This is a genomic window from Streptomyces sp. NPDC014727 (assembly GCF_043083485.1).
GTDB lineage: Bacteria > Actinomycetota > Actinomycetes > Streptomycetales > Streptomycetaceae > Streptomyces.
This window is the reverse complement of sequence record NZ_JBIBYR010000002.1, coordinates 153,285-170,694: the sequence shown is the minus strand read 5'-3', so window position 1 is coordinate 170,694 and position 17,410 is coordinate 153,285. Positions and strand designations below refer to the sequence as shown.

The 17,410-nt window shown below is 69.7% G+C and carries 18 protein-coding genes; 11 read left to right on the top strand and 7 right to left on the bottom strand.

The window, feature by feature from the left end; translation table 11 throughout:
* Positions 1–188: 188 nt before the first annotated feature.
* Together ACF1B9_RS04405 and ACF1B9_RS04400 are read right to left on the bottom strand one after the other, a co-directional pair.
* The gene (locus ACF1B9_RS04405) at positions 189–992 is read right to left on the bottom strand and encodes a DUF4328 domain-containing protein (RefSeq protein ID WP_391738982.1); all 804 of its coding nucleotides are present in this window, start codon (positions 990–992) and stop codon (positions 189–191) included.
* A gap of 134 nt (positions 993–1,126) precedes the next feature.
* The gene (locus ACF1B9_RS04400) at positions 1,127–2,731 is read right to left on the bottom strand and encodes a glycoside hydrolase family 20 protein (protein WP_391738981.1); all 1,605 of its coding nucleotides are present in this window, start codon (positions 2,729–2,731) and stop codon (positions 1,127–1,129) included.
* Positions 2,732–3,028: 297 nt separating this feature from the next.
* On the opposite strand from ACF1B9_RS04400, the gene ACF1B9_RS04395 reads away from it, so the two are divergent.
* The 6 genes from ACF1B9_RS04395 (at position 3,029) to ACF1B9_RS04370 (ending at position 7,989) form a co-directional block, all read left to right on the top strand.
* Positions 3,029–3,574 (top strand): 2-oxo-4-hydroxy-4-carboxy-5-ureidoimidazoline decarboxylase, encoded by a 546-nt coding sequence (locus tag ACF1B9_RS04395; RefSeq protein ID WP_391739322.1) that lies wholly within the window; start codon positions 3,029–3,031, stop codon positions 3,572–3,574.
* A gap of 238 nt (positions 3,575–3,812) precedes the next feature.
* Positions 3,813–4,193 (top strand): succinate dehydrogenase, cytochrome b556 subunit, encoded by a 381-nt coding sequence (sdhC, locus tag ACF1B9_RS04390; protein ID WP_072486591.1) that lies wholly within the window; start codon positions 3,813–3,815, stop codon positions 4,191–4,193.
* Between the two features lie 5 nt (positions 4,194–4,198).
* Positions 4,199–4,675, top strand: a complete 477-nt coding sequence (locus ACF1B9_RS04385; RefSeq protein ID WP_351074396.1) for a succinate dehydrogenase hydrophobic membrane anchor subunit — start codon at positions 4,199–4,201, stop codon at positions 4,673–4,675.
* Positions 4,676–4,704: 29 nt separating this feature from the next.
* Complete coding sequence (gene sdhA / locus ACF1B9_RS04380; protein ID WP_391738979.1) at positions 4,705–6,459, top strand: succinate dehydrogenase flavoprotein subunit; 1,755 nt, start codon at positions 4,705–4,707, stop codon at positions 6,457–6,459.
* Entirely contained in the window at positions 6,459–7,217 is a 759-nt protein-coding gene (locus tag ACF1B9_RS04375) for a succinate dehydrogenase iron-sulfur subunit (RefSeq protein WP_391738977.1), read from the top strand. Before sdhA ends, ACF1B9_RS04375 begins: the two co-directional genes overlap by 1 nt.
* A 181-nt stretch (positions 7,218–7,398) precedes the next feature.
* A complete protein-coding gene (locus ACF1B9_RS04370; protein ID WP_391738976.1) occupies positions 7,399–7,989 on the top strand; it encodes a hypothetical protein in 591 nt (196 codons plus the stop codon).
* 91 nt (positions 7,990–8,080) lie between these two features.
* Here ACF1B9_RS04370 and ACF1B9_RS04365 read toward each other — a convergent pair whose 3' ends face one another.
* Positions 8,081–8,590, bottom strand: a complete 510-nt coding sequence (locus ACF1B9_RS04365) for a MarR family winged helix-turn-helix transcriptional regulator (RefSeq protein ID WP_391738975.1) — start codon at positions 8,588–8,590, stop codon at positions 8,081–8,083.
* A gap of 88 nt (positions 8,591–8,678) precedes the next feature.
* Between ACF1B9_RS04365 and ACF1B9_RS04360 the strand changes: the two genes are divergently transcribed.
* The 4 genes from ACF1B9_RS04360 to ACF1B9_RS04345 all read left to right on the top strand — a co-directional run bounded on the left by ACF1B9_RS04360 (position 8,679) and on the right by ACF1B9_RS04345 (position 11,585).
* Entirely contained in the window at positions 8,679–9,905 is a 1,227-nt protein-coding gene (locus tag ACF1B9_RS04360) for an MFS transporter (RefSeq protein ID WP_391738974.1), read from the top strand.
* Between the two features lie 67 nt (positions 9,906–9,972).
* On the top strand, positions 9,973–10,404 hold the full coding sequence (locus ACF1B9_RS04355; RefSeq protein ID WP_391738973.1) for a hypothetical protein: 432 nt from the start codon (positions 9,973–9,975) through the stop codon (positions 10,402–10,404).
* A gap of 7 nt (positions 10,405–10,411) precedes the next feature.
* Positions 10,412–10,849, top strand: coding sequence for a thiol-disulfide oxidoreductase DCC family protein (locus ACF1B9_RS04350; protein WP_391738971.1), 438 nt, complete (start codon positions 10,412–10,414; stop codon positions 10,847–10,849).
* A 25-nt stretch (positions 10,850–10,874) separates the two neighbouring features.
* Positions 10,875–11,585, top strand: coding sequence for a TetR family transcriptional regulator (locus tag ACF1B9_RS04345; protein WP_391738969.1), 711 nt, complete (start codon positions 10,875–10,877; stop codon positions 11,583–11,585).
* An 86-nt stretch (positions 11,586–11,671) separates the two neighbouring features.
* On the opposite strand, the gene ACF1B9_RS04340 is transcribed toward ACF1B9_RS04345, so the two are convergent.
* The 3 genes from ACF1B9_RS04340 to ACF1B9_RS04330 all read right to left on the bottom strand — a co-directional run bounded on the left by ACF1B9_RS04340 (position 11,672) and on the right by ACF1B9_RS04330 (position 15,050).
* Positions 11,672–13,228: an ABC transporter substrate-binding protein gene (locus ACF1B9_RS04340; protein WP_391739321.1), complete on the bottom strand. Its 1,557-nt coding sequence runs from the start codon at positions 13,226–13,228 to the stop codon at positions 11,672–11,674.
* A gap of 187 nt (positions 13,229–13,415) precedes the next feature.
* Positions 13,416–14,774, bottom strand: a complete 1,359-nt coding sequence (locus ACF1B9_RS04335; RefSeq protein ID WP_391738967.1) for a metallophosphoesterase — start codon at positions 14,772–14,774, stop codon at positions 13,416–13,418.
* Between the two features lie 30 nt (positions 14,775–14,804).
* A complete protein-coding gene (locus ACF1B9_RS04330) occupies positions 14,805–15,050 on the bottom strand; it encodes an SCO4848 family membrane protein (protein ID WP_351074418.1) in 246 nt (81 codons plus the stop codon).
* Between the two features lie 121 nt (positions 15,051–15,171).
* Here ACF1B9_RS04330 and ACF1B9_RS04325 point away from each other — a divergent pair, with 121 nt between their 5' ends.
* A complete protein-coding gene (locus ACF1B9_RS04325; protein WP_391738966.1) occupies positions 15,172–16,437 on the top strand; it encodes a D-alanyl-D-alanine carboxypeptidase family protein in 1,266 nt (421 codons plus the stop codon).
* Here ACF1B9_RS04325 and ACF1B9_RS04320 read toward each other — a convergent pair.
* The gene (locus ACF1B9_RS04320) at positions 16,385–17,314 is read right to left on the bottom strand and encodes a YihY/virulence factor BrkB family protein (RefSeq protein ID WP_391738965.1); all 930 of its coding nucleotides are present in this window, start codon (positions 17,312–17,314) and stop codon (positions 16,385–16,387) included. The genes ACF1B9_RS04325 and ACF1B9_RS04320 overlap by 53 nt on opposite strands.
* Positions 17,315–17,410 lie beyond the last annotated feature (96 nt).

Sequence of the window (17,410 nt, the reverse complement as noted above, 5' to 3'; positions counted from 1 at the left end):
ACGGGGTCGTCCTACGGCCCCGCGGAAGACGACCGGGGCCTCTCCTGTGGGGGGTGGCGGCCCCGGTCGTCCTCTTTCTTCCCCGGTTCTCCCCAGGGTCGTTCCCCGGTTCTCCCGTCTCCTCGGCTTTCCCCGTCCGACCGGTCCGGGATCCCGCCCAGCACCGTCGGCGCAGTCCGGCGCCCGCTTCAGTGGGCCCGACCCGGCGCCGGCCGCACGGTGAGCGGATACACGCCGAGGGCCGCCCGCTCCCCCTGCATCCGGGTCAGCTTCCGCACGAAGAGAATGGCGAACACCGCGGCCACGAGGTCGAGGGCGTCGGTCGCCATCAGCAGGCCCGCCGCGTCGATGATTTCCTGCGGCTCCTCGGCCTTCCAGTACTGCTGGGACGTGTACCGGGAGGCGATCAGCGAGCAGGCCCACGCACCCCACCACAGGTTCATCACGGTGGCCGGGACCGTGCTCCGGCTGCCGTCGGGGTTGCTCTGGGCGCTCGCCGTCCAGATGCCGCCGGCGATCCGTCGCGGGAGCACCAGGTTGGCGAACGGGATGAACCAGGCGCCGACGGCCCAGCCGGCCCCCATCGGCTGCGCGCTCGGGTCGAACACCTCGGCGTTGAGCCGCACCCGCCGGAACCAGATGATGAAGACGACCGCGGTGGCCAGGGTCATGAGGAGCTGCAGCGCGCCCGCGCCGGCGTACAGGTCGTCCGCGAGAGTCGCCTCCGCCTCGTCGTACGTGGCGAAGCCGTTGTCCAGCCCGTCCCCGAGCACATGGCGGACGTTCAGCCCCGCCGCCACGGCGAAGAGATCCGCCACGGCGACGGCGGCCAGCAGAACGACGACGGCCTTCGCGAGCCCGTCCGGCGAGCGCAGGTACTGCTGCGGGGCGACGAAGGCCGGGACCGGCGGCACCGGGCGCGGACCGGCGCAGTGCAGACAGCGCCCGTCCTCGGTGACCGGCGGTCTGAGACGGCAGGTGGAGCACAGCATGTTGGTGGAACCCCCCAGGATTCTTGGTGCGGGCGCAGGGAGACGCGCCCCTCCCCCGGGGCGCACGGCCTGCGAACGTATCCCCGGCCCACCATGCTGTCCACAGGTAATGCGGCCCGCTCGGCCCGCCCCGCTCAGCCCGTCCGGTCGATCCGTGCGGCCAGCGCCCGGAACTGATCCCAGCTCGGCGTCGGCTTGCGCGGGTCCCACAGCTTCTGGGCCGTCGCCCGCAGCGGCAGCCGGATGCCCTGCGCCACCTGCGCCGCGGTCTGCGCCTGCGGGAGGTCGCCCCAGACCGCGAACCGGCCGCCGAGAATCTGACCGGAGTATCGCGCCGGGACCGGCTGGGTGCCGCGCAGGACGAGCGGCGTCCACTGCTCGTAGATCCGCTTGCCCGTGGGATAGACGAAGTTGTTGGGCTGGCCGAGTACGTAATAGAGGAACTCGTCGTTGAGGTTGACCACCCGTCGTCCCTCGCTCAGATACTCCTCCGGCGGCCGGGCTCCGTACTCCTTGCCCGTCCAGTACTCGACCTCGATGTCCTTGTCGGCGTGGACGACGCCGTCGCGGAAGAAGCCGTCGTTCCACGCCTTGGGCTGCTTGCCGTGCGGGCGCACCACTGCCGCGCGGTCGTTGAGCCAGCCGGTGGCGAGGTCCTTGATACCGGCCTTCGGTCCGTATTTCTGCTGCGCGGCGCGTTGCAGCTGCGGGTACGAGGCAGCCGGGTCCCGCGCCATGAGAGCGAGGTACTCGTCGGCGCCGAGGTGCCAGTACCGGCCGCCGAACAGCTCGGTGAACTCGCCGAGGAGCTCGTCGACGAGCTTCGCCGCCCCCGGGTTCGAGATGTCGAGCGATCCGGGCGAGCGCACGCCCGAGACATTGCGCAGCTGGAGGTCGGGGTGGGCCCGCAGCACCGCGCCCAGATGGCCCGGGGAGTCGATCTCGGGGACGACCTGGATGTGCAGCCGGCCCGCGAGCGCGAGGATCTGCCGCACCTCGGCCTTGGTCAGGTGCTCCGGCGACACCACTTCGGGGTGGGTGTCGGACTGGATGCGGAACGCCTGGTCGTCGGAGAAGTGCAGGCCGAGCTGGTTGAGCTTGAGGTCGGCCATCTCGCGGAGCCGGTCCTCGATCCAGGCGACGCTGTAGTACTTGCGCGCGATGTCGAGGTTGAGGCCGCGCTGCGGCCGGTCGGGACGGTCGCGCACCTCGCCCTCGGGCATGCTGCCGTCGGCGCGCACCGACTGTTTCAGGGTGCGGGTTCCGTAGAAGACACCGGCCTGGTCGGGTCCGCTGATCGTGACCCGTCCGTCATGGGTCCTCAGGGTGTACGACTCGGGGGTGCCCCGGCCCGGGGTGAGGGCCAGCTCCACGTCACCGGCGCGGGCGGGCACGCTGCCCCGGTAGTGGATCTTCAGCTCCTGGGCGAGCAGCTGCCCCTCGTCCGCCAGCGTTCCGCTGCCGCCGGCGATGACGACCCCGGCGGCGGATCCGGGCCGCCAGCCGGGGCCGCGGGCGGCGATGTGCTCGCGGACGGCGGGGATGGTGCGGGGCGGTGTCGAGAGCGGGTAGCTCCGGGTCGGCGAGGGGGCGGCCGGGGAGCCGGAGGGGGTACGGGCCCCCGACTGCTCCGCGAGGCCGCCGCCGGAGCCTTCCGGCCAGACGACGACGGCGATCGTCGCGGCGGCCGCCGCGGTGAGGGCCGCGCCGACCACGAGAGTGCCGCGTGAGGGCGACATCGGTAAGAAACCTCCAGTACGGGTGGAAAACAGGGCAGAAGTAGCGAGACAGCCGGGCATTCTCCTCGGGAGACGATCCCTCAAGCGTTCCGGAACTCTCCCGTCCGGGTGAAATTCGCGTATCCGTCGGACGACCGTTGCCCGGCCTCGCTAGCTTTGAGGCACATCCGTCTCTCCCTTCACCCTGTATCCGCCTGGTCTCACCCGTCCCGCCCCACCCAGGTTCACAGATGTCGTTGATTCGAGGAGCCCACGCTGTCCAGGTCCAGCGAGTCCCACGCCGGCCTCCCGAAGCGACTGCGCCGACCGGCCGCCCGGACGGCCGTACCCGTCCAGGAACCGGCGCCGCGCGACTCCGGTCAGGTCCGGGCCGGGGCCCGTGACCCCGGCCTCGACCGCTTCAACACCGCGCCGTCCGCCGAGGCCGAGGCCGCGCTGCTGAAGTGCTTCGGAAGCCGCCGCTGGGCGCAGCGGCTGGCCGCCCACCGCCCGTACCCCGACATCGAGGCGCTGCTCGCCGCCGCCGACGAGGCGGGCTACGACCTGCCCCCCGAGGACCTCGCCGAGGCGCTCGCCGCCGAGGTCTCCCCCGGGCTGCACGACACCGCGCCGCACTCCGCCCATCTCGCGCTGCGGGCCGCGCACGCCGCGTACGAGTGCCGCTTCGGCCATGTCTTCGTGATCTGCCTGGACGGGTTCGAGCCCGCCGAACAGCCGGACCAGGTGCTCGCCGGAATCCGGGCCAGGCTGGGCCACGACCCCGACCAGGAGCGGGTGGTGACCGCGGAGGAGATGCGGCGACTCGCCCGGGGCCGCATCATCGGTCTGATATCGGGTTCATAACGGAATGGGCCGTTCGGCAGCACCGAGCAGCCCGTTCCAGCCCGTTCCAGCCCGCTTCCAGCCCGCGTCTAGCCCGTCCGTGCCTGTTTGATTGCCACTTCGATCACACCAGAGGCCCCCGCGCGAACGAACCGACAAAGCGTCGCTACGATGGCCGGGGCCGGTGGACCGTACCCGGCCGGGTCAGACCGACAGTCAAGCCGGCCGGCCCCAATCCCCGCTCCCGGAGGGTTCTTCCGTGCCGGCTGGAACGCTGTACCGCGGCCGGGAAGGCATGTGGTCCTGGGTGGCTCATCGAGTCACCGGTGTCCTCATTTTCTTCTTCCTGTTCGTACACGTCCTGGACACCGCTCTCGTCCGCGTCTCCCCCGAGGCCTACGACGACGTCGTGGCCACGTACAAGACGCCGATCGTCGCGCTCCTCGAATACGGCCTGGTGGCCGCCATTCTCTTCCACGCGCTGAACGGTCTCCGCATCGTCGCCGTGGACTTCTGGGCCAAGGGCCCGCGCTACCAGAAGCAGATGCTCTGGTCCGTCGTGGGGATCTGGGTCGTGCTCATGGTCGGGGCCCTGTACCCCGTCCTCGGCCACGCCGTACGCGAAGTCTTCGGGAGCTGAGGCCAATGTCCACCGAGTCCTCCGCCGCGATCGGCTCCGTCGAGGGCGTCAGCCTCTACGACGTCGACCACCCGGCCCCGGTCATCGAGCCGCCGCGCAAGCGGACCGGCAAGACCCCCAAGGCTTCGCGCACCAACTTCGAGATGTACGCCTGGCTCTTCATGCGCCTGTCGGGCATCGTCCTGGTCGTCCTGGTCATCGGCCACCTGCTGATCCAGCTGGTGCTGGACGGCGGCGTCTCCAAGATCGGCTTCGCCTTCGTGGCGGGCCGCTGGGCCTCGCCGTTCTGGCAGCTCTGGGACCTGGCGATGCTGTGGCTGGCCATGCTGCACGGCGCCAACGGCCTCCGTACGGTCATCAACGACTACGCCGAGCGGGAGAACACCCGCTTCTGGCTGAAGATGCTGCTGTACACCGCCACGGTGTTCACCGTCCTGCTGGGCACGCTGGTGATCTTCACCTTCGACCCGAACATCCGCTAGGCGCCGGGCCAGAGGGACCAGAGGAAATCATGCAGATCCACAAGTACGACACCGTCATCGTCGGCGCCGGCGGCGCCGGTATGCGCGCGGCGATCGAATCCACCAAGCGCAGCCGTACCGCCGTACTCACGAAGCTGTACCCGACCCGCTCCCACACGGGCGCCGCGCAGGGCGGCATGGCCGCCGCGCTCGCCAACGTGGAGGAGGACAACTGGGAGTGGCACACCTTCGACACGATCAAGGGCGGCGACTACCTGGTCGACCAGGACGCCGCCGAGATCCTGGCGAAGGAGGCCATCGACTCCGTTCTCGACCTGGAGAAGATGGGCCTGCCGTTCAACCGCACGCCCGAGGGCCGTATCGACCAGCGTCGCTTCGGCGGCCACAGCCGTAACCACGGCGAGGCCCCGGTCCGCCGGTCCTGCTACGCCTCGGACCGCACCGGCCACATGATCCTCCAGACGCTGTACCAGAACTGTGTCAAGGAGGGCGTGGAGTTCTTCAACGAGTTCTACGTCCTTGACCTCCTGCTCCAGGATGTCGACGGAGTCAAGAAGTCGGCGGGCGTCGTCGCGTACGAGCTGGCGACCGGCGAGATCCACGTCTTCCAGGCGAAGTCGATCATCTTCGCCTCCGGCGGCACCGGCAAGTTCTTCAAGGTGACGTCGAACGCGCACACCCTGACCGGTGACGGCCAGGCCGCCGCCTGGCGCCGCGGGCTGCCGCTGGAGGACATGGAGTTCTTCCAGTTCCACCCGACGGGCATCTGGCGCATGGGCATCCTGCTGACGGAGGGCGCCCGCGGTGAGGGCGGCATCCTCCGCAACAAGGACGGCGAGCGCTTCATGGAGAAGTACGCGCCTGTCATGAAGGACCTCGCGTCCCGTGACGTCGTGTCCCGCTCCATCTACACGGAGATCCGTGAGGGCCGCGGCTGCGGTCCCGAGGGCGACCACGTCTACCTCGACCTCACGCACCTGCCGCCGGAGCAGCTCGACGCCAAGCTCCCGGACATCACCGAGTTCGCGCGCACGTACCTCGGCATCGAGCCCTACACGGACCCGATCCCGATCCAGCCGACCGCGCACTACGCCATGGGCGGCATCCCGACCAACGTCGAGGGCGAGGTGCTGGCCGACAACACCACCGTCGTCCCGGGCCTGTACGCCGCCGGCGAGGTCGCGTGCGTCTCCGTGCACGGCGCCAACCGCCTGGGCACCAACTCGCTGCTCGACATCAACGTCTTCGGACGTCGCGCCGGCATCGGTGCCGCCGAGTACTCCGCGAAGCACGACTTCGTCGAGCTTCCCGAGAACCCGGCGCAGCTGGTCGAGGAGCAGATCGAGCGGCTGCGCGACTCGACGGGCAGCGAGCGGGTCGCCGCGATCCGCCTGGAGCTGCAGGAGTGCATGGACGCCAATGTGATGGTGTTCCGCACCGAGCAGACCATCAAGACCGCCGTCGACAAGATCGCCGAGCTGCGCAGGCGCTACCTCGACGTGTCCATCCAGGACAAGGGCAAGCGGTTCAACACGGACCTTCTGGAGGCCATCGAGCTGGGCAACCTGCTCGACCTGGCCGAGGTCATGGCGACCTCCGCGCTGGCCCGCAAGGAGTCCCGCGGCGGTCACTACCGCGAGGACTACCCGAACCGCGACGACGTCAACTTCATGCGCCACACCATGGCGTACCGCGAGGTCTCGGCCGACGGCACCGAGTCGATCCGGCTCGACTACAAGCCGGTCGTCCAGACCCGCTACCAGCCGATGGAGCGTAAGTACTGATGGCAACCCCGACTCTGGACAAGGTCGAGACGCAGTCCGCCGCCTCGCCGTACATCACGGCCACCTTCCGGATCCGCCGCTTCAACCCCGAGGTCTCCGACGAGGCCCAGTGGCAGGACTTCCAGATCGAGATCGACCCGAAGGAGCGTGTGCTCGACGCCCTTCACAAGATCAAGTGGGACATCGACGGCACGCTGACGTTCCGCCGCTCCTGCGCGCACGGCATCTGCGGCTCCGACGCGATGCGGATCAACGGCAAGAACAGGCTCGCCTGCAAGACGCTGATCAAGGACATCAACCCGGAGAAGCCGATCACGGTCGAGGCCATAAAGGGCCTCACGGTCCTCAAGGACCTCGTGGTCGACATGGACCCGTTCTTCCAGGCGTACCGCGACGTCATGCCCTTCCTCATCACCAAGGGGAACGAGCCGACGCGCGAGCGTCTGCAGTCCGCCGAGGACCGCGAGCGCTTCGACGACACCACCAAGTGCATCCTGTGCGCCGCGTGCACGTCCTCGTGCCCGGTGTTCTGGAACGACGGCCAGTACTTCGGCCCGGCGGCCATCGTCAACGCGCACCGCTTCATCTTCGACTCGCGTGACGAGGGCGGCGAGCAGCGCCTGGAGATCCTCAACGACCGTGACGGTGTGTGGCGTTGCCGCACCACCTTCAACTGCACGGACGCCTGCCCGCGTGGCATCGAGGTCACCAAGGCGATCCAGGAGGTCAAGCGGGCGCTGATCACGCGTCGCTTCTGACCGCCACCGGCACACCGGTCGCATCCCGGGCCCCGTTTTCCGCGCGAACACCGCGGGAAGCGGGGCCTCTTGCTGCGCCGTCCGGGTACGGACGGTACGGTCGTGCGGGACCGGACACCGGTTCGCCGCCTCCGGAGCAGCAAGGCACGGGGCGCACAGGCTTGATCGAAAGCGGGGAACGTTGAGCGATCCGAATCCGTACGCGGACGACTCATACAAGTGGGGGCCTCCCCAGCAGCCGGGCAATCCGCCCACCGTCGCGGACGGCCAGGGCCAGGGGCAGTCCGCGCCGGCCTACGGCTACCCGCAGCAGCTGCCCGACTCCGCGGCCCAGCCCGGCCCCGGCTACGGCTATCCCCCGGAGCAGGGGCCGACCATGCCCGGTTACGGCTATCCGCAGCAGCCGGGCATGCCGCCCGGCGGTGGCGGTGCGCCGATGCTGACGTTCGGTGACATCACCGTGATGAACGACCAGATCGTGACGCCGGCCGGGACGATGCCGCTCAAGGGCGCGGTGTGGACGGCCACGGACCTGTCGCGCACGGAGGAGAAGATCCCGACGGTGGCGATCGTCCTGGCGATCGTCTTCGCGCTGCTCTGCCTGGTCGGTCTGCTCTTCCTCCTGATGAAGGAGAAGAAGACGACCGGGTTCATCCAGGTCTCGGTGACCAGCGGCGGCAGGCACCACTCGACGATGATCCCGGCGATGGGCCCCGAGACCTTCCAGATGGTCATGGCACAGATCAACACCGCCCGCTCGATGAGCATCTGACGGGTACGGGCCTCCGTTCCCGACAACGGGAAGCCGGAGGTACCGGTCGTACGGGGGGCGGCTGCCGGAAGGGGGCTGAGCGCCGGACGGCTCAGTCCCAGGCGGCGCCGCCCCGGTCCTCGGCGACCACCATGATGCGCCGCAGCATGTCGTTCAGCAGCGTGCGTTCGTCCTTGTCGAGGACGCCGAGCAGCCGGTACTCCTCGTGCCCGAGGACGTCCATCGCACCGAGCCAGGTCGAGCGGCCCTCGTCGGTGAGTTCCACGTCGACCTTTCGGCGGTCGGTGGTGGAGGGCGTACGGCGGACGAAGCCGCGCCGTTCGAGCGCGTCCAGCCGGCCGGTGACGGAGGCGGGCGCGAGGTCGAGGTCGGCGGCGAGTTCGGAGGGCGCCGCCGTCCCGCCGCGTCCGGCCAGCTTGTGGAGCGTGTCGAACTCCTGACGGTCCAGATCGAAGTCGACCAGGGACTGTTCGCGTACCCGGCGCAGATGGACGGAGAGCTTCTTCATCCGGGTCACCGCGCCCTCGACATCGGGATCGAGGTCGGGAAGGACGGGCTTCCAGCGCTCCACATGTCCGTCGGTCCAGTCGCGTCGCTCCATGGGGGAAGCCTACGCCCGACCTCCAACTTCCCTTCGGAACAAGATATTTCGTTGACGAATAATTCGGTCTCGAAATACATTCTCGCGCATGCCGCATCCTCTGCGCACGCGCGCCTTCCGCCTGCTCTTCATCGGACGCACCCTCTCGCTCCTGGGCGACGCCGCCATCCCCACCGCCCTTTCCCTGGCCGTCTACCTGGCCACCGGCTCCACCGGGGCGCTCGCCCTGGTGCTGGGCTGCGCGATGGTCCCCAAGCTGCTCCTGCTGCCCCTGGGGGGCGTCGTCGGTGACCGCTTCAACGCCCGGACCGTGGCGCTCACCACCGATCTCGTACGGTGCGCGACCCAGCTCTTCGTCGGCGCGGAGCTGCTCGGCGGCTCCCCCGCGCTCTGGCAGATCGCGGTCGCCGAGGCGATCGGCGGCGCCGCCGGGGCGTTCGCGATGCCGACCGTGTCCCCGCTGATCCGCGGCACCGTGCCGGAGTCGGGGCTGCTGCGCGCCAACTCGCTGATGGCCGTGGTCAACAGCGCGACCCGGCTCGGCGGTCCGGCCCTCGCCGGAGCCCTGATCCTGACCGCGGGGCCCGGCTGGGCCTTCGTCCTGGACGGCGCGAGCTTCGCGGTGAGCGCGGCGCTGCTGTCCGCCATGAAGGTACGGCACATACCCATCCCCCGACGCTCCCTGATCAGCGACCTCAAGGAGGGCTGGAGCGAGGTGCGGGGCCGCGACTGGTACTGGACGAGCCTGATCGCCCACGCCGTCTGGAACGGCGCGGCGGCGGTCCTGATGACCGTGGGCCCTGCCCTCTTCGTCCACGAGCTGGGCGGCAAGGGCGTCTGGGTCGCCCTGCTCCAGACCGGCGCGGCCGGCCTGCTCCTCGGCTCCCTGCTGGCCGGCCGGGCCCGCCCCCGCCGCCCGGTCCTGATCGCCAACCTGGGCCTCGCCACGTACGCCCTCCCGCTCGGCCTCCTCGCCGTCCACGCGCCCGCCGCCGTGACCATCGCCGCGTACGGCGTCGCCCAGGCGGGCCTCGGCTTCCTCAACCCGGTCTGGGAGACCGCGGTCCAGTCCGCCGTGCCCGCACAGGCCCTGGCCCGCGTGACCTCCTACGACTGGCTGCTCTCGCTCGGCGCGATGCCGCTCGGCTACACGCTCGCTCCGCTCGCCGCCTCGGCCTGGGGCGCCGAAGTGCCGCTGGCCGTCGCCGCGGTGGCGGTCGGCGCGGCCTGTCTGGCGACGGCGGCGGTACCGGGCGTGCGACGTCTCGGGGCGCACGGCAAAGCGATGGAGCCCGCCGCCGAAATGGCTGCTTGAACATGTTCAAAGATGGGTCTACTGTCCATGACAACAACTTTTGAACGCGTTCAAGGGAGGGTGGGGCATGGACCTCACTGTTGTCGCGTACGTCATCTACCTGCTGATCAGCGTGGCGCTCACCGTCTGGGTCGCGCGCACGCTCAGCCACAACGGCAAGGTGTTCCTCGCCGACGTACTGCGCGGGAACGAGAAGCTCGCCGATGCCGTCAACCACCTGCTGGTGGTCGGCTTCTACCTGGTCAACCTGGGCTTCGTCACGCTCTATCTGAGGAACGACGACCGGGTCGCCGACGCCCGCGGGCTCTTCGAGGCACTCTCGGTGAAGCTCGGCGTCGTCCTGCTCGTCCTCGGTGTGCTGCACCTCGGCAACGTCTATGTGCTCAGCAAGATCCGCCGTCGCGGTCTGATGGAGCGTGAGCAGACCCCGCCCGTCGCGCCGCAGGGCTGGACGGGACCGGGCGACGGTCCGTGGGCCGCACCCGCCGCCAAGGCCTGAGCGCGCCATGACCCCCGAAGCGGGCGGGCGGCGGCTCCCCGTCCACGGCCTCACGGTGCTGTACGACGCACGGTGCCCGCTCTGCCTCCATCTGCGCCAGTGGCTGATGAAGCAGCCTCAGCTCGTCCCGCTCGACCTCGTCCCGGCGGCCTCCGAGGAGGCGCGCCGCCGCTTCCCCGGGCTCGACCACGCCGGGACGCTCGACGAGATCACGGTGATCGGCGACCGGGGGCAGATCTACCGCGGGACCTCCGCCTGGATCGTCTGCCTCTGGGCGCTGGCCGAACACCGGCCCAGGTCCCACTGGCTGACCACCCCGGCGGGCCGCCCCTTCGCACGGGCCACCGTGCTCGCCGCCGCGACGTACCGTTCGCTGACCGCGCCGCCGTGCGGCGACGGGGACGGCGTCTGCACCGCGGGTGCGGTCCCCGGGCCCGAGGACTGACCGGGGCGCCGATACCCTCAGGGCTGTGGTGAAGGAAGCGAAGGACGTGAAGGAAGTCAAGGCTCCCAAGAGCGAGCAGACCCGCACACTCATCCTCGAAACCGCGCTCCGGCTCTTCCAGGAACGCGGCTACGACAAGACGACGATGCGGGCCATCGCCCAGGAGGCCGGCGTCTCCGTCGGCAACGCCTACTACTACTTCACGAACAAGGAACACCTCGTCCAGGGCTTCTACGACCGGCTCGCCGCCGAGCACGAAGCGGCGGTGCGGCCGGTCCTGGACGGTGACAAGGACCTCGCGGTGCGGATGCGCGGAGTCCTGCTCACATGGCTGGACGTGGCGGAGCCGTACCACCGCTTCGCCGCCCAGTTCTTCAAGAACGCCGCCGACCCGGAGAGTCCGCTCAGCCCGTTCTCGGCGGACTCGGTCGCCGCCCGCGAGGCGGCGATCTCCATCCACCGGCGCTGCCTGGCCGGCTCCGACACCAAGGTCGACCCCGAACTGGCCGAACTACTGCCGCAGTTGATGTGGCTGATACAGATGGGCCTGGTGCTGTACTGGGTGTACGACCGGACGGAGCACACCGAACGCAGCCGCCGTCTGGTCGAGCGCTCCGCCCCGATCGGTGCCCGCGCCATCGCGCTCTCCCGGTTCCGGGTGCTGCGCCCGCTGGTGCGACAGATTCACGAGGTGCTGGAGGAGTTCCTGCCCGGCGCCGCGAAGCGCCGGGCCTGAACGGACGGGGGCGGGCCGCCCGGCAGCGCCGGGACCGACCGCTCCCAAGTCCTGTCGTACCGGCCAGGACCCGGTACGGCGGGCCGTCAGATCCGTCCCAGCTCCCACAGCCGCCAGATGCCGGTGCCGTCCGAGAGGTACTGCGAGCCGGAGACATCGGTCTTGCTGACGACGTAGTCCTTCTTCTGCCACAGCGGGACGAGCGGCACGTCCTCGCCGACCAGTGCCTGGAGTTCCTTGTAGTCCGCCGCCGTACGGCCGCGGTCGCTGTACTGCAGCGTGGAACTGATCAGGGAGTCCATCTTCTTGCTGGAGTAGCCGTTGTGGAGGCTGTTGTCGCTGCCGACCAGTGGCTGGCTGAAGGTGTCGGGGTCCGGGTAGTCGGGGAGCCAGCCGACCGTGTACGCGTCGTATTTGCCGGCCGCGTACTCCTTCTGGAACTTCTGCCAGTCGACGGCCTTGACCGACACCTTGAACAGCCCGTCCGCCTCCAGCTGGCTGCGCAGCTCCTCGGTCTCCTTCTCGTAGGCCCCGTCGCCGCCGCGGTAGGCGAAGGTGATCGCCAGCGGCGTCTGCACCCCGGCCTCCTGCATCAGCTTCTTGGCACGCGCGCGGTCGGGCGCGGGATAGGTGTCGAAGAACGGTGTGCTGTGCCCGATGTAGCCCTGCGGGATCAGCGAGTAGAGCGGCTCGACCGTGCCCTTGTAGATGTCGGTCACCAGCGGCCCGCGGTCGATGAGCGACGCGATGGCCTGCCGGACCTTCTTGTTGGCGAGCGGTGCGCCGTCGCGGACGTTGAAGACGAGGTTGCGGATCTCCGCGCTGTCCGCCTCGGTGACGTGCAGGTCGGGGTCGCCGGGGTTCAGTGCGGTCAGCGCGCTCGGCGGCAGCTCGCGATGCGTCACATCGAGCTGTCCGGACTTCCAGGCCGCCAGGAGCTGGTCCGACTCCTTGTAGTAGCGCACGTTGACCGGGACGCCGGTCTTCTTCAGCGCGCCCTTGTACCGGGGGTTGGGCACGAACTCGGCCACGCCGTACTGCCGGTAGGACTTCAGGAGGTACGGTCCCGAGCCGTCGACCGTGTTTCCGGTCCGGAGCTTGTTCGGCGGGTACGACTCGCGGTCGACGATCGACCCGGCACCCGTAGCGAGCTTCTGCGGGAAGGTCGCGTCGCGCGAGGAGAGGTTGAAGGTGATGGTGCGGCCGTCGACCACCACGTTCTTGAGGCTGGGGAACAGGATCCACGGACCGACATCCGTCTTGATCCTGATCATCCGCTCGATGGAGTACTTGACATCAGCGGCGGTGATCTTGCGGCCGTTGGAGAAGTACAGGTCGTCACGGAGCTTGCACTGGTACGTCTGGAGCTTCTGGCCGATGAACCCGCAGCTCTCGGCGGCGTCGGGCTCGGGGACGGTCGCCCCGGACTTGAACGTCATCAGGGACTGGTAGATGTTGCTGTACATCGCCCAGGAACCGGCGTCGTACGCCCCCGCCGGGTCGAGCGAGGTGACCTCGTCCGTGGTGCCGACCGTGATCGGGTCCTGCTTCACCTCGTCCGAGGGAAGCAACTGCCAGGCGCCGACGCCTGCGATGACCAAAACCGCGAGAATCGCGAGAATCCGTATCCGGACCGACCGCATTGACGTGCTCTCCCTTACCAGCCCCACCTCGGCGTTGCGCTCAGACACGCACATCACCGCATGCTCGCGATCAGCCAATCACACGACTTTCACATCTGGAAGACCAAAACTGTGACTCATAGCCTTTTGTTCGGCACTTGAAACCTTCGCGTTTACAGGGGGTCTGTAACCGGCCATCGACGGAGGGTCAGGTCTGCCGGGAGGCGAGCTCCACGACGGTGATGTCGGAGGGTGCGCCGACCCGGACCGGCGGCCCCCAGGCGCCCGCGCCCCGCGAGACGTACAGCTGGGTGTCGCCGTACCGGTCGAGGCCGGCGACCGTGGGATTGGCCAGTCCCGCGATGAGGTTGCCCGGCCAGAGCTGACCGCCGTGGGTGTGGCCGGAGAGCTGGAGATCCACGCCGTGGGCGACGGCCTCATGGATGACGACGGGCTGGTGGGCGAGGAGGACGGCAGCCCTGGTCCGGTCCCGGTCGCCGAGCGCGGCCCCGAAATCGGGCCCCTGCCCCTCGCTCTCCCCGGCGATGTCGTTGACACCCGCGAGATCGAATCCATCGATCTCGACCCGGGCGTTCTCCAGGGGGTGAAGTCCCAATTCCCTGACCTGATCGATCCATTGGGCGGCACCGGAGTAGTACTCGTGATTCCCGGTGACGAAGTAGCTTCCCCGGCGGGCGCTCAGCCGCGCGAGCGGCTCCGCGGCCGGACCGAGGTCCGCGACGGTTCCGTCGACGAGATCGCCCACGACGGCGACCAGGTCCGGCTGGGTCCGGTTGATCGTGTCGACGATCCGTCGGGTGTGGGCGCGGCCGAGGATCGGGCCGAGGTGGATGTCGCTGACGACGGCGATCCGGAAGCCGTGCGCGGAACGGGGCAGCTTGGCGAGCGGCACGGTGATCCGCTCGACCCGCGGCCCGCGCAGCACGCCGTACGTGCCGTGGCCGACCGTGCCGAGCCCCGCGACGGCGGCGGCGCCCCCGACGGCCCGCGCGACGAACAGCCGCCGCGTGGGGTCGGCGGGGCGGGACGGGGCGGGAGTGGCGGGGGTGGCGGCGAAGGCGACGAGGGCGCCCGCGGTGACGGGGGCCCGGGCGTCCTGCTCGGTGGCGGAGCCGGTGGTTGTGGCGGACTCGGTGGTGCCGGCGGTCCCGGCGGCCTCCGTGATCCCGGTGGCCCCGGGTGCGGGCGCCTGTGTCGCCGTGGCCGGGTCCGGCCCGCTCGCACGGTGTGCGAGCACGCGTCGCAGTACCGCCCGTACCACCTCGCCCACCAGAAGTGCGAGCGTCAGATAGAGCAGCGCGGCGAGCCACAGGTATCCCGGCCAGGCCAGCACCCGCTGGAGCCAGAAGGGCGCACCCGCGCGGCCGGAGACCAGGGCGCCGACGCTCAGCAGCGGCAGGAGGTACGCGGCCACCGTGCCGACGGTGCGCAGGGCGCTGCCCTCGGTCGTCGTGTCACCGACGAAACGGCGCCACAGGTAGCGATGCACGCCGACGAGCAGCGCGAGCACCACGACCGCCGTCAGTGCGATCCGGGCCACTGCCACTCGCGCTCCCCCCGTCCGCCGTACGGCCTGTCACGCATGTTCTCGGCGCAGAGCCCTGACTCCACGGAACCCGATCACACCAACGGCCGTCCCCAGAAGAAAGGAAGTGATGGCGAGCAGCAGATGCACCCAGAAGTACGTGGTCGGGTCACCCGCGTCGTCGAAGGCGAGTCCGCTGCCGTCCTTCCACAGGTTCTTGACGAAAGTGATCCAGATGAACCAGCTCCACACCCCGAAGGCGAGCAGGAACCAGGAGACGGGGCGGCTGAGCTTCATGGTTTCAGTATCTCCGCCGCGCTCCGGCGAAGTCGCCCGGGGTGGGCTGTCCCGGCGGTACGCACGGCGGGTCAGGCCGTCCGCGTCCCCATTCATATTTTCACCCTGTACGTTTCCGACCGTGCCTGCTCTGAAGAAGATCGCATTGACGGTCACCTCTGCCGCCTTGTTGTCCACTTTTGTCGCCGGTCCGGCATTGGCGGCCGGCAAGGACACCTCCGACAACCGGCCGAAGCCGCCCGCCGGCATGTCCCGGGTCGGCGGCGACCTGCTGGGCCGGACGGGCACGCAGGTCAAGCTGGGGGCAGGCGCCCCGGTACTGCCCAAGGAGCTCACGGGCAGGTCCTGGATCGTCGCGGACGCGGAGAACGGCCAGGTGCTCGCCTCGCACAACGCGCACTGGCGGCTGCCGCCCGCCTCCACCCTGAAGATGCTCTTCGCGGACACCGTGATGCCCTCGCTCCAACCGAAGACCCGGACGTACACGGTGCAGGACGAGGACCTCGCCGGTCTCGGCGAGGGCAGCAGCCTCGTCGGCGTCAAGGAGCACCTCAGCTACACGGTCCACGACCTGTGGCTCGGGGTGTTCCTGCGCTCGGGCAACGACGCGGTGCACGTGCTGTCCTCGATGTACGGCGGCGTCCCCAAGACCGTCGCCGCCATGCAGGCCCACGCCGAGGAGTTGCAGGCACTCGACACGCACGTGGTGTCGCCCGACGGATACGACGCGCCCGATCAGGTCTCCAGCGCGTACGACCTGACGCTGTTCGCCCGCAGCGGCCTGCAGAAGGCGGACTTCCGGGAGTACTGCTCGACGGCCGAGGCCGAGTTCCCGGGCGCGAAGAAGAACGGGAAGCGCGAGAGCTTCGGGATCCAGAACACCAACCGGCTGCTCACCGGTGCGGACGGCGTCGCCCCGTACAAGGGCATCGCCGGCGTCAAGAACGGCTACACCACGCACGCGGGCAACACCTTCACCGGTGTCGCCGAACGCGACGGACGGGTGCTGCTGGTCACCGTCATGAACCCGTCGTCCGAGCAGCCCCACGCCGTCTACAAGGAGGCGGCCAGCCTCCTCGACTGGGGATTCGACGCGAGCGGCAAGGTGACCCCGGTCGGCGAACTCGTCCCGCCGAAGTCCGCCGACACCGGGGACGAGAGCGGGACCGGAAGCGGCAAGGGTCCCACGTCGGACACCGGGGAGAGCGAGGGCAGGAGCGGCTCCTCGCACGCCGCCAGGACCGCAGCCGCGGGCGGAGGCGGCGGGGGCATGGGGATCGCGCTGGGTATCGCGGGAGGTGTCGTGGTGCTGCTGGCCGGTGGCGCGTTGCTGATCAACCGGCGCTGGCCGCTGCCGGACCTGGTGCGCCGCCTCCCTCGCCGCTGACGGGCGCGGAGTCCTTCTCGGTGCCCCTGCCGCTCCGCGTCGCCGTCCAGGCGGCGCAGAACAGCAGCAGTTTCGCGGTGAAGTTGATCCACAGCAGCAGCGCGACCGGCACCCCGAAGGCGCCGTACATGCTCTTCGAGGCGACGCTCCTCATGTAGCTGCCGAGCAGCAGCTTGAGCAGTTCGAAGCCGACCGCGCCGATCACCGCGGCGACCAGCAGCCTGCGCCGCGGCGGCTCGACCCCGGGCAGCAGCGTCAGCAGATACAGCAGCAGCAGGAAGTCGGCGAGGGCCGCCACGACCAGGGCGGCCACCTGCAGCACCACACCGCCCGCACCGCGGTCCGAGATGTCCAGCAGACCGGCGGTCCAGCCGACGGCGACGGAGCCGGCCGAGGAGACGGCGAGAGTCGCGAGCGCCGCCCCGCCGAGGCCGAGGAGCAGCACGACGTCCTTGAGCTTACGGATGACCGGATTGCCCAGGTCCACGTCGTCCATGCCCCACACGGCGCGCAGGCAGCCCCGCATCGCGCCGATCCAGCCGATGCCGGTGAAGAGCAGAAACGCACCGGCGACGAGCCCGACCGTGCCCGCGTGCGCCACCAGATCGCCGATGCCGAGCTGGTCGGAGATGCCCGGCACCTGCTCGGCGATCTGCCTCTCGATCCTGTGGAGCTGCTCGACGGAGAGCAGCGAGGCACCGATCGCCGCACCGACCGCGATCAGCGGGAAGAGCGCCAGGAAGCTGATGAAGGTGATCGCGGCGGCGAGCCTGCTCCAGTGGACCCGTTCCAGCGTCTCGTACGAGCGCCAGGTGTGCGTCGTCATCAGCCGCGAGACGATCGGCCCGATGACAGGGAGGTTTTTCAGCCAGTCCATGACGTACGACTACCCTCCCGGGCGCGGAAAACCGGCTTCCCCTTCACTGCCGTACGAGCCGACACCCCCTCAATCACCCATACCAGTGAGTGTTGT

What these genes read in the sequence shown, in the direction of transcription:
- ACF1B9_RS04405 (WP_391738982.1), bottom strand. Translation starts at nt 992, where the DNA reads ATGCTGTGCTCCACCTGCCGTCTCAGACCGCCGGTCACCGAGGACGGG.
- ACF1B9_RS04400 (WP_391738981.1), bottom strand. Translation starts at nt 2,731, where the DNA reads ATGTCGCCCTCACGCGGCACTCTCGTGGTCGGCGCGGCCCTCACCGCG.
- ACF1B9_RS04385 (WP_351074396.1), top strand. Translation starts at nt 4,199, where the DNA reads ATGTCCACCGAGTCCTCCGCCGCGATCGGCTCCGTCGAGGGCGTCAGC.
- sdhA (WP_391738979.1), top strand. Translation starts at nt 4,705, where the DNA reads ATGCAGATCCACAAGTACGACACCGTCATCGTCGGCGCCGGCGGCGCC.
- ACF1B9_RS04375 (WP_391738977.1), top strand. Translation starts at nt 6,459, where the DNA reads ATGGCAACCCCGACTCTGGACAAGGTCGAGACGCAGTCCGCCGCCTCG.
- ACF1B9_RS04365 (WP_391738975.1), bottom strand. Translation starts at nt 8,590, where the DNA reads ATGGAGCGACGCGACTGGACCGACGGACATGTGGAGCGCTGGAAGCCC.
- ACF1B9_RS04360 (WP_391738974.1), top strand. Translation starts at nt 8,679, where the DNA reads ATGCCGCATCCTCTGCGCACGCGCGCCTTCCGCCTGCTCTTCATCGGA.
- ACF1B9_RS04355 (WP_391738973.1), top strand. Translation starts at nt 9,973, where the DNA reads ATGGACCTCACTGTTGTCGCGTACGTCATCTACCTGCTGATCAGCGTG.
- ACF1B9_RS04350 (WP_391738971.1), top strand. Translation starts at nt 10,412, where the DNA reads ATGACCCCCGAAGCGGGCGGGCGGCGGCTCCCCGTCCACGGCCTCACG.
- ACF1B9_RS04340 (WP_391739321.1), bottom strand. Translation starts at nt 13,228, where the DNA reads ATGCGGTCGGTCCGGATACGGATTCTCGCGATTCTCGCGGTTTTGGTC.
- ACF1B9_RS04330 (WP_351074418.1), bottom strand. Translation starts at nt 15,050, where the DNA reads ATGAAGCTCAGCCGCCCCGTCTCCTGGTTCCTGCTCGCCTTCGGGGTG.
- ACF1B9_RS04320 (WP_391738965.1), bottom strand. Translation starts at nt 17,314, where the DNA reads ATGGACTGGCTGAAAAACCTCCCTGTCATCGGGCCGATCGTCTCGCGG.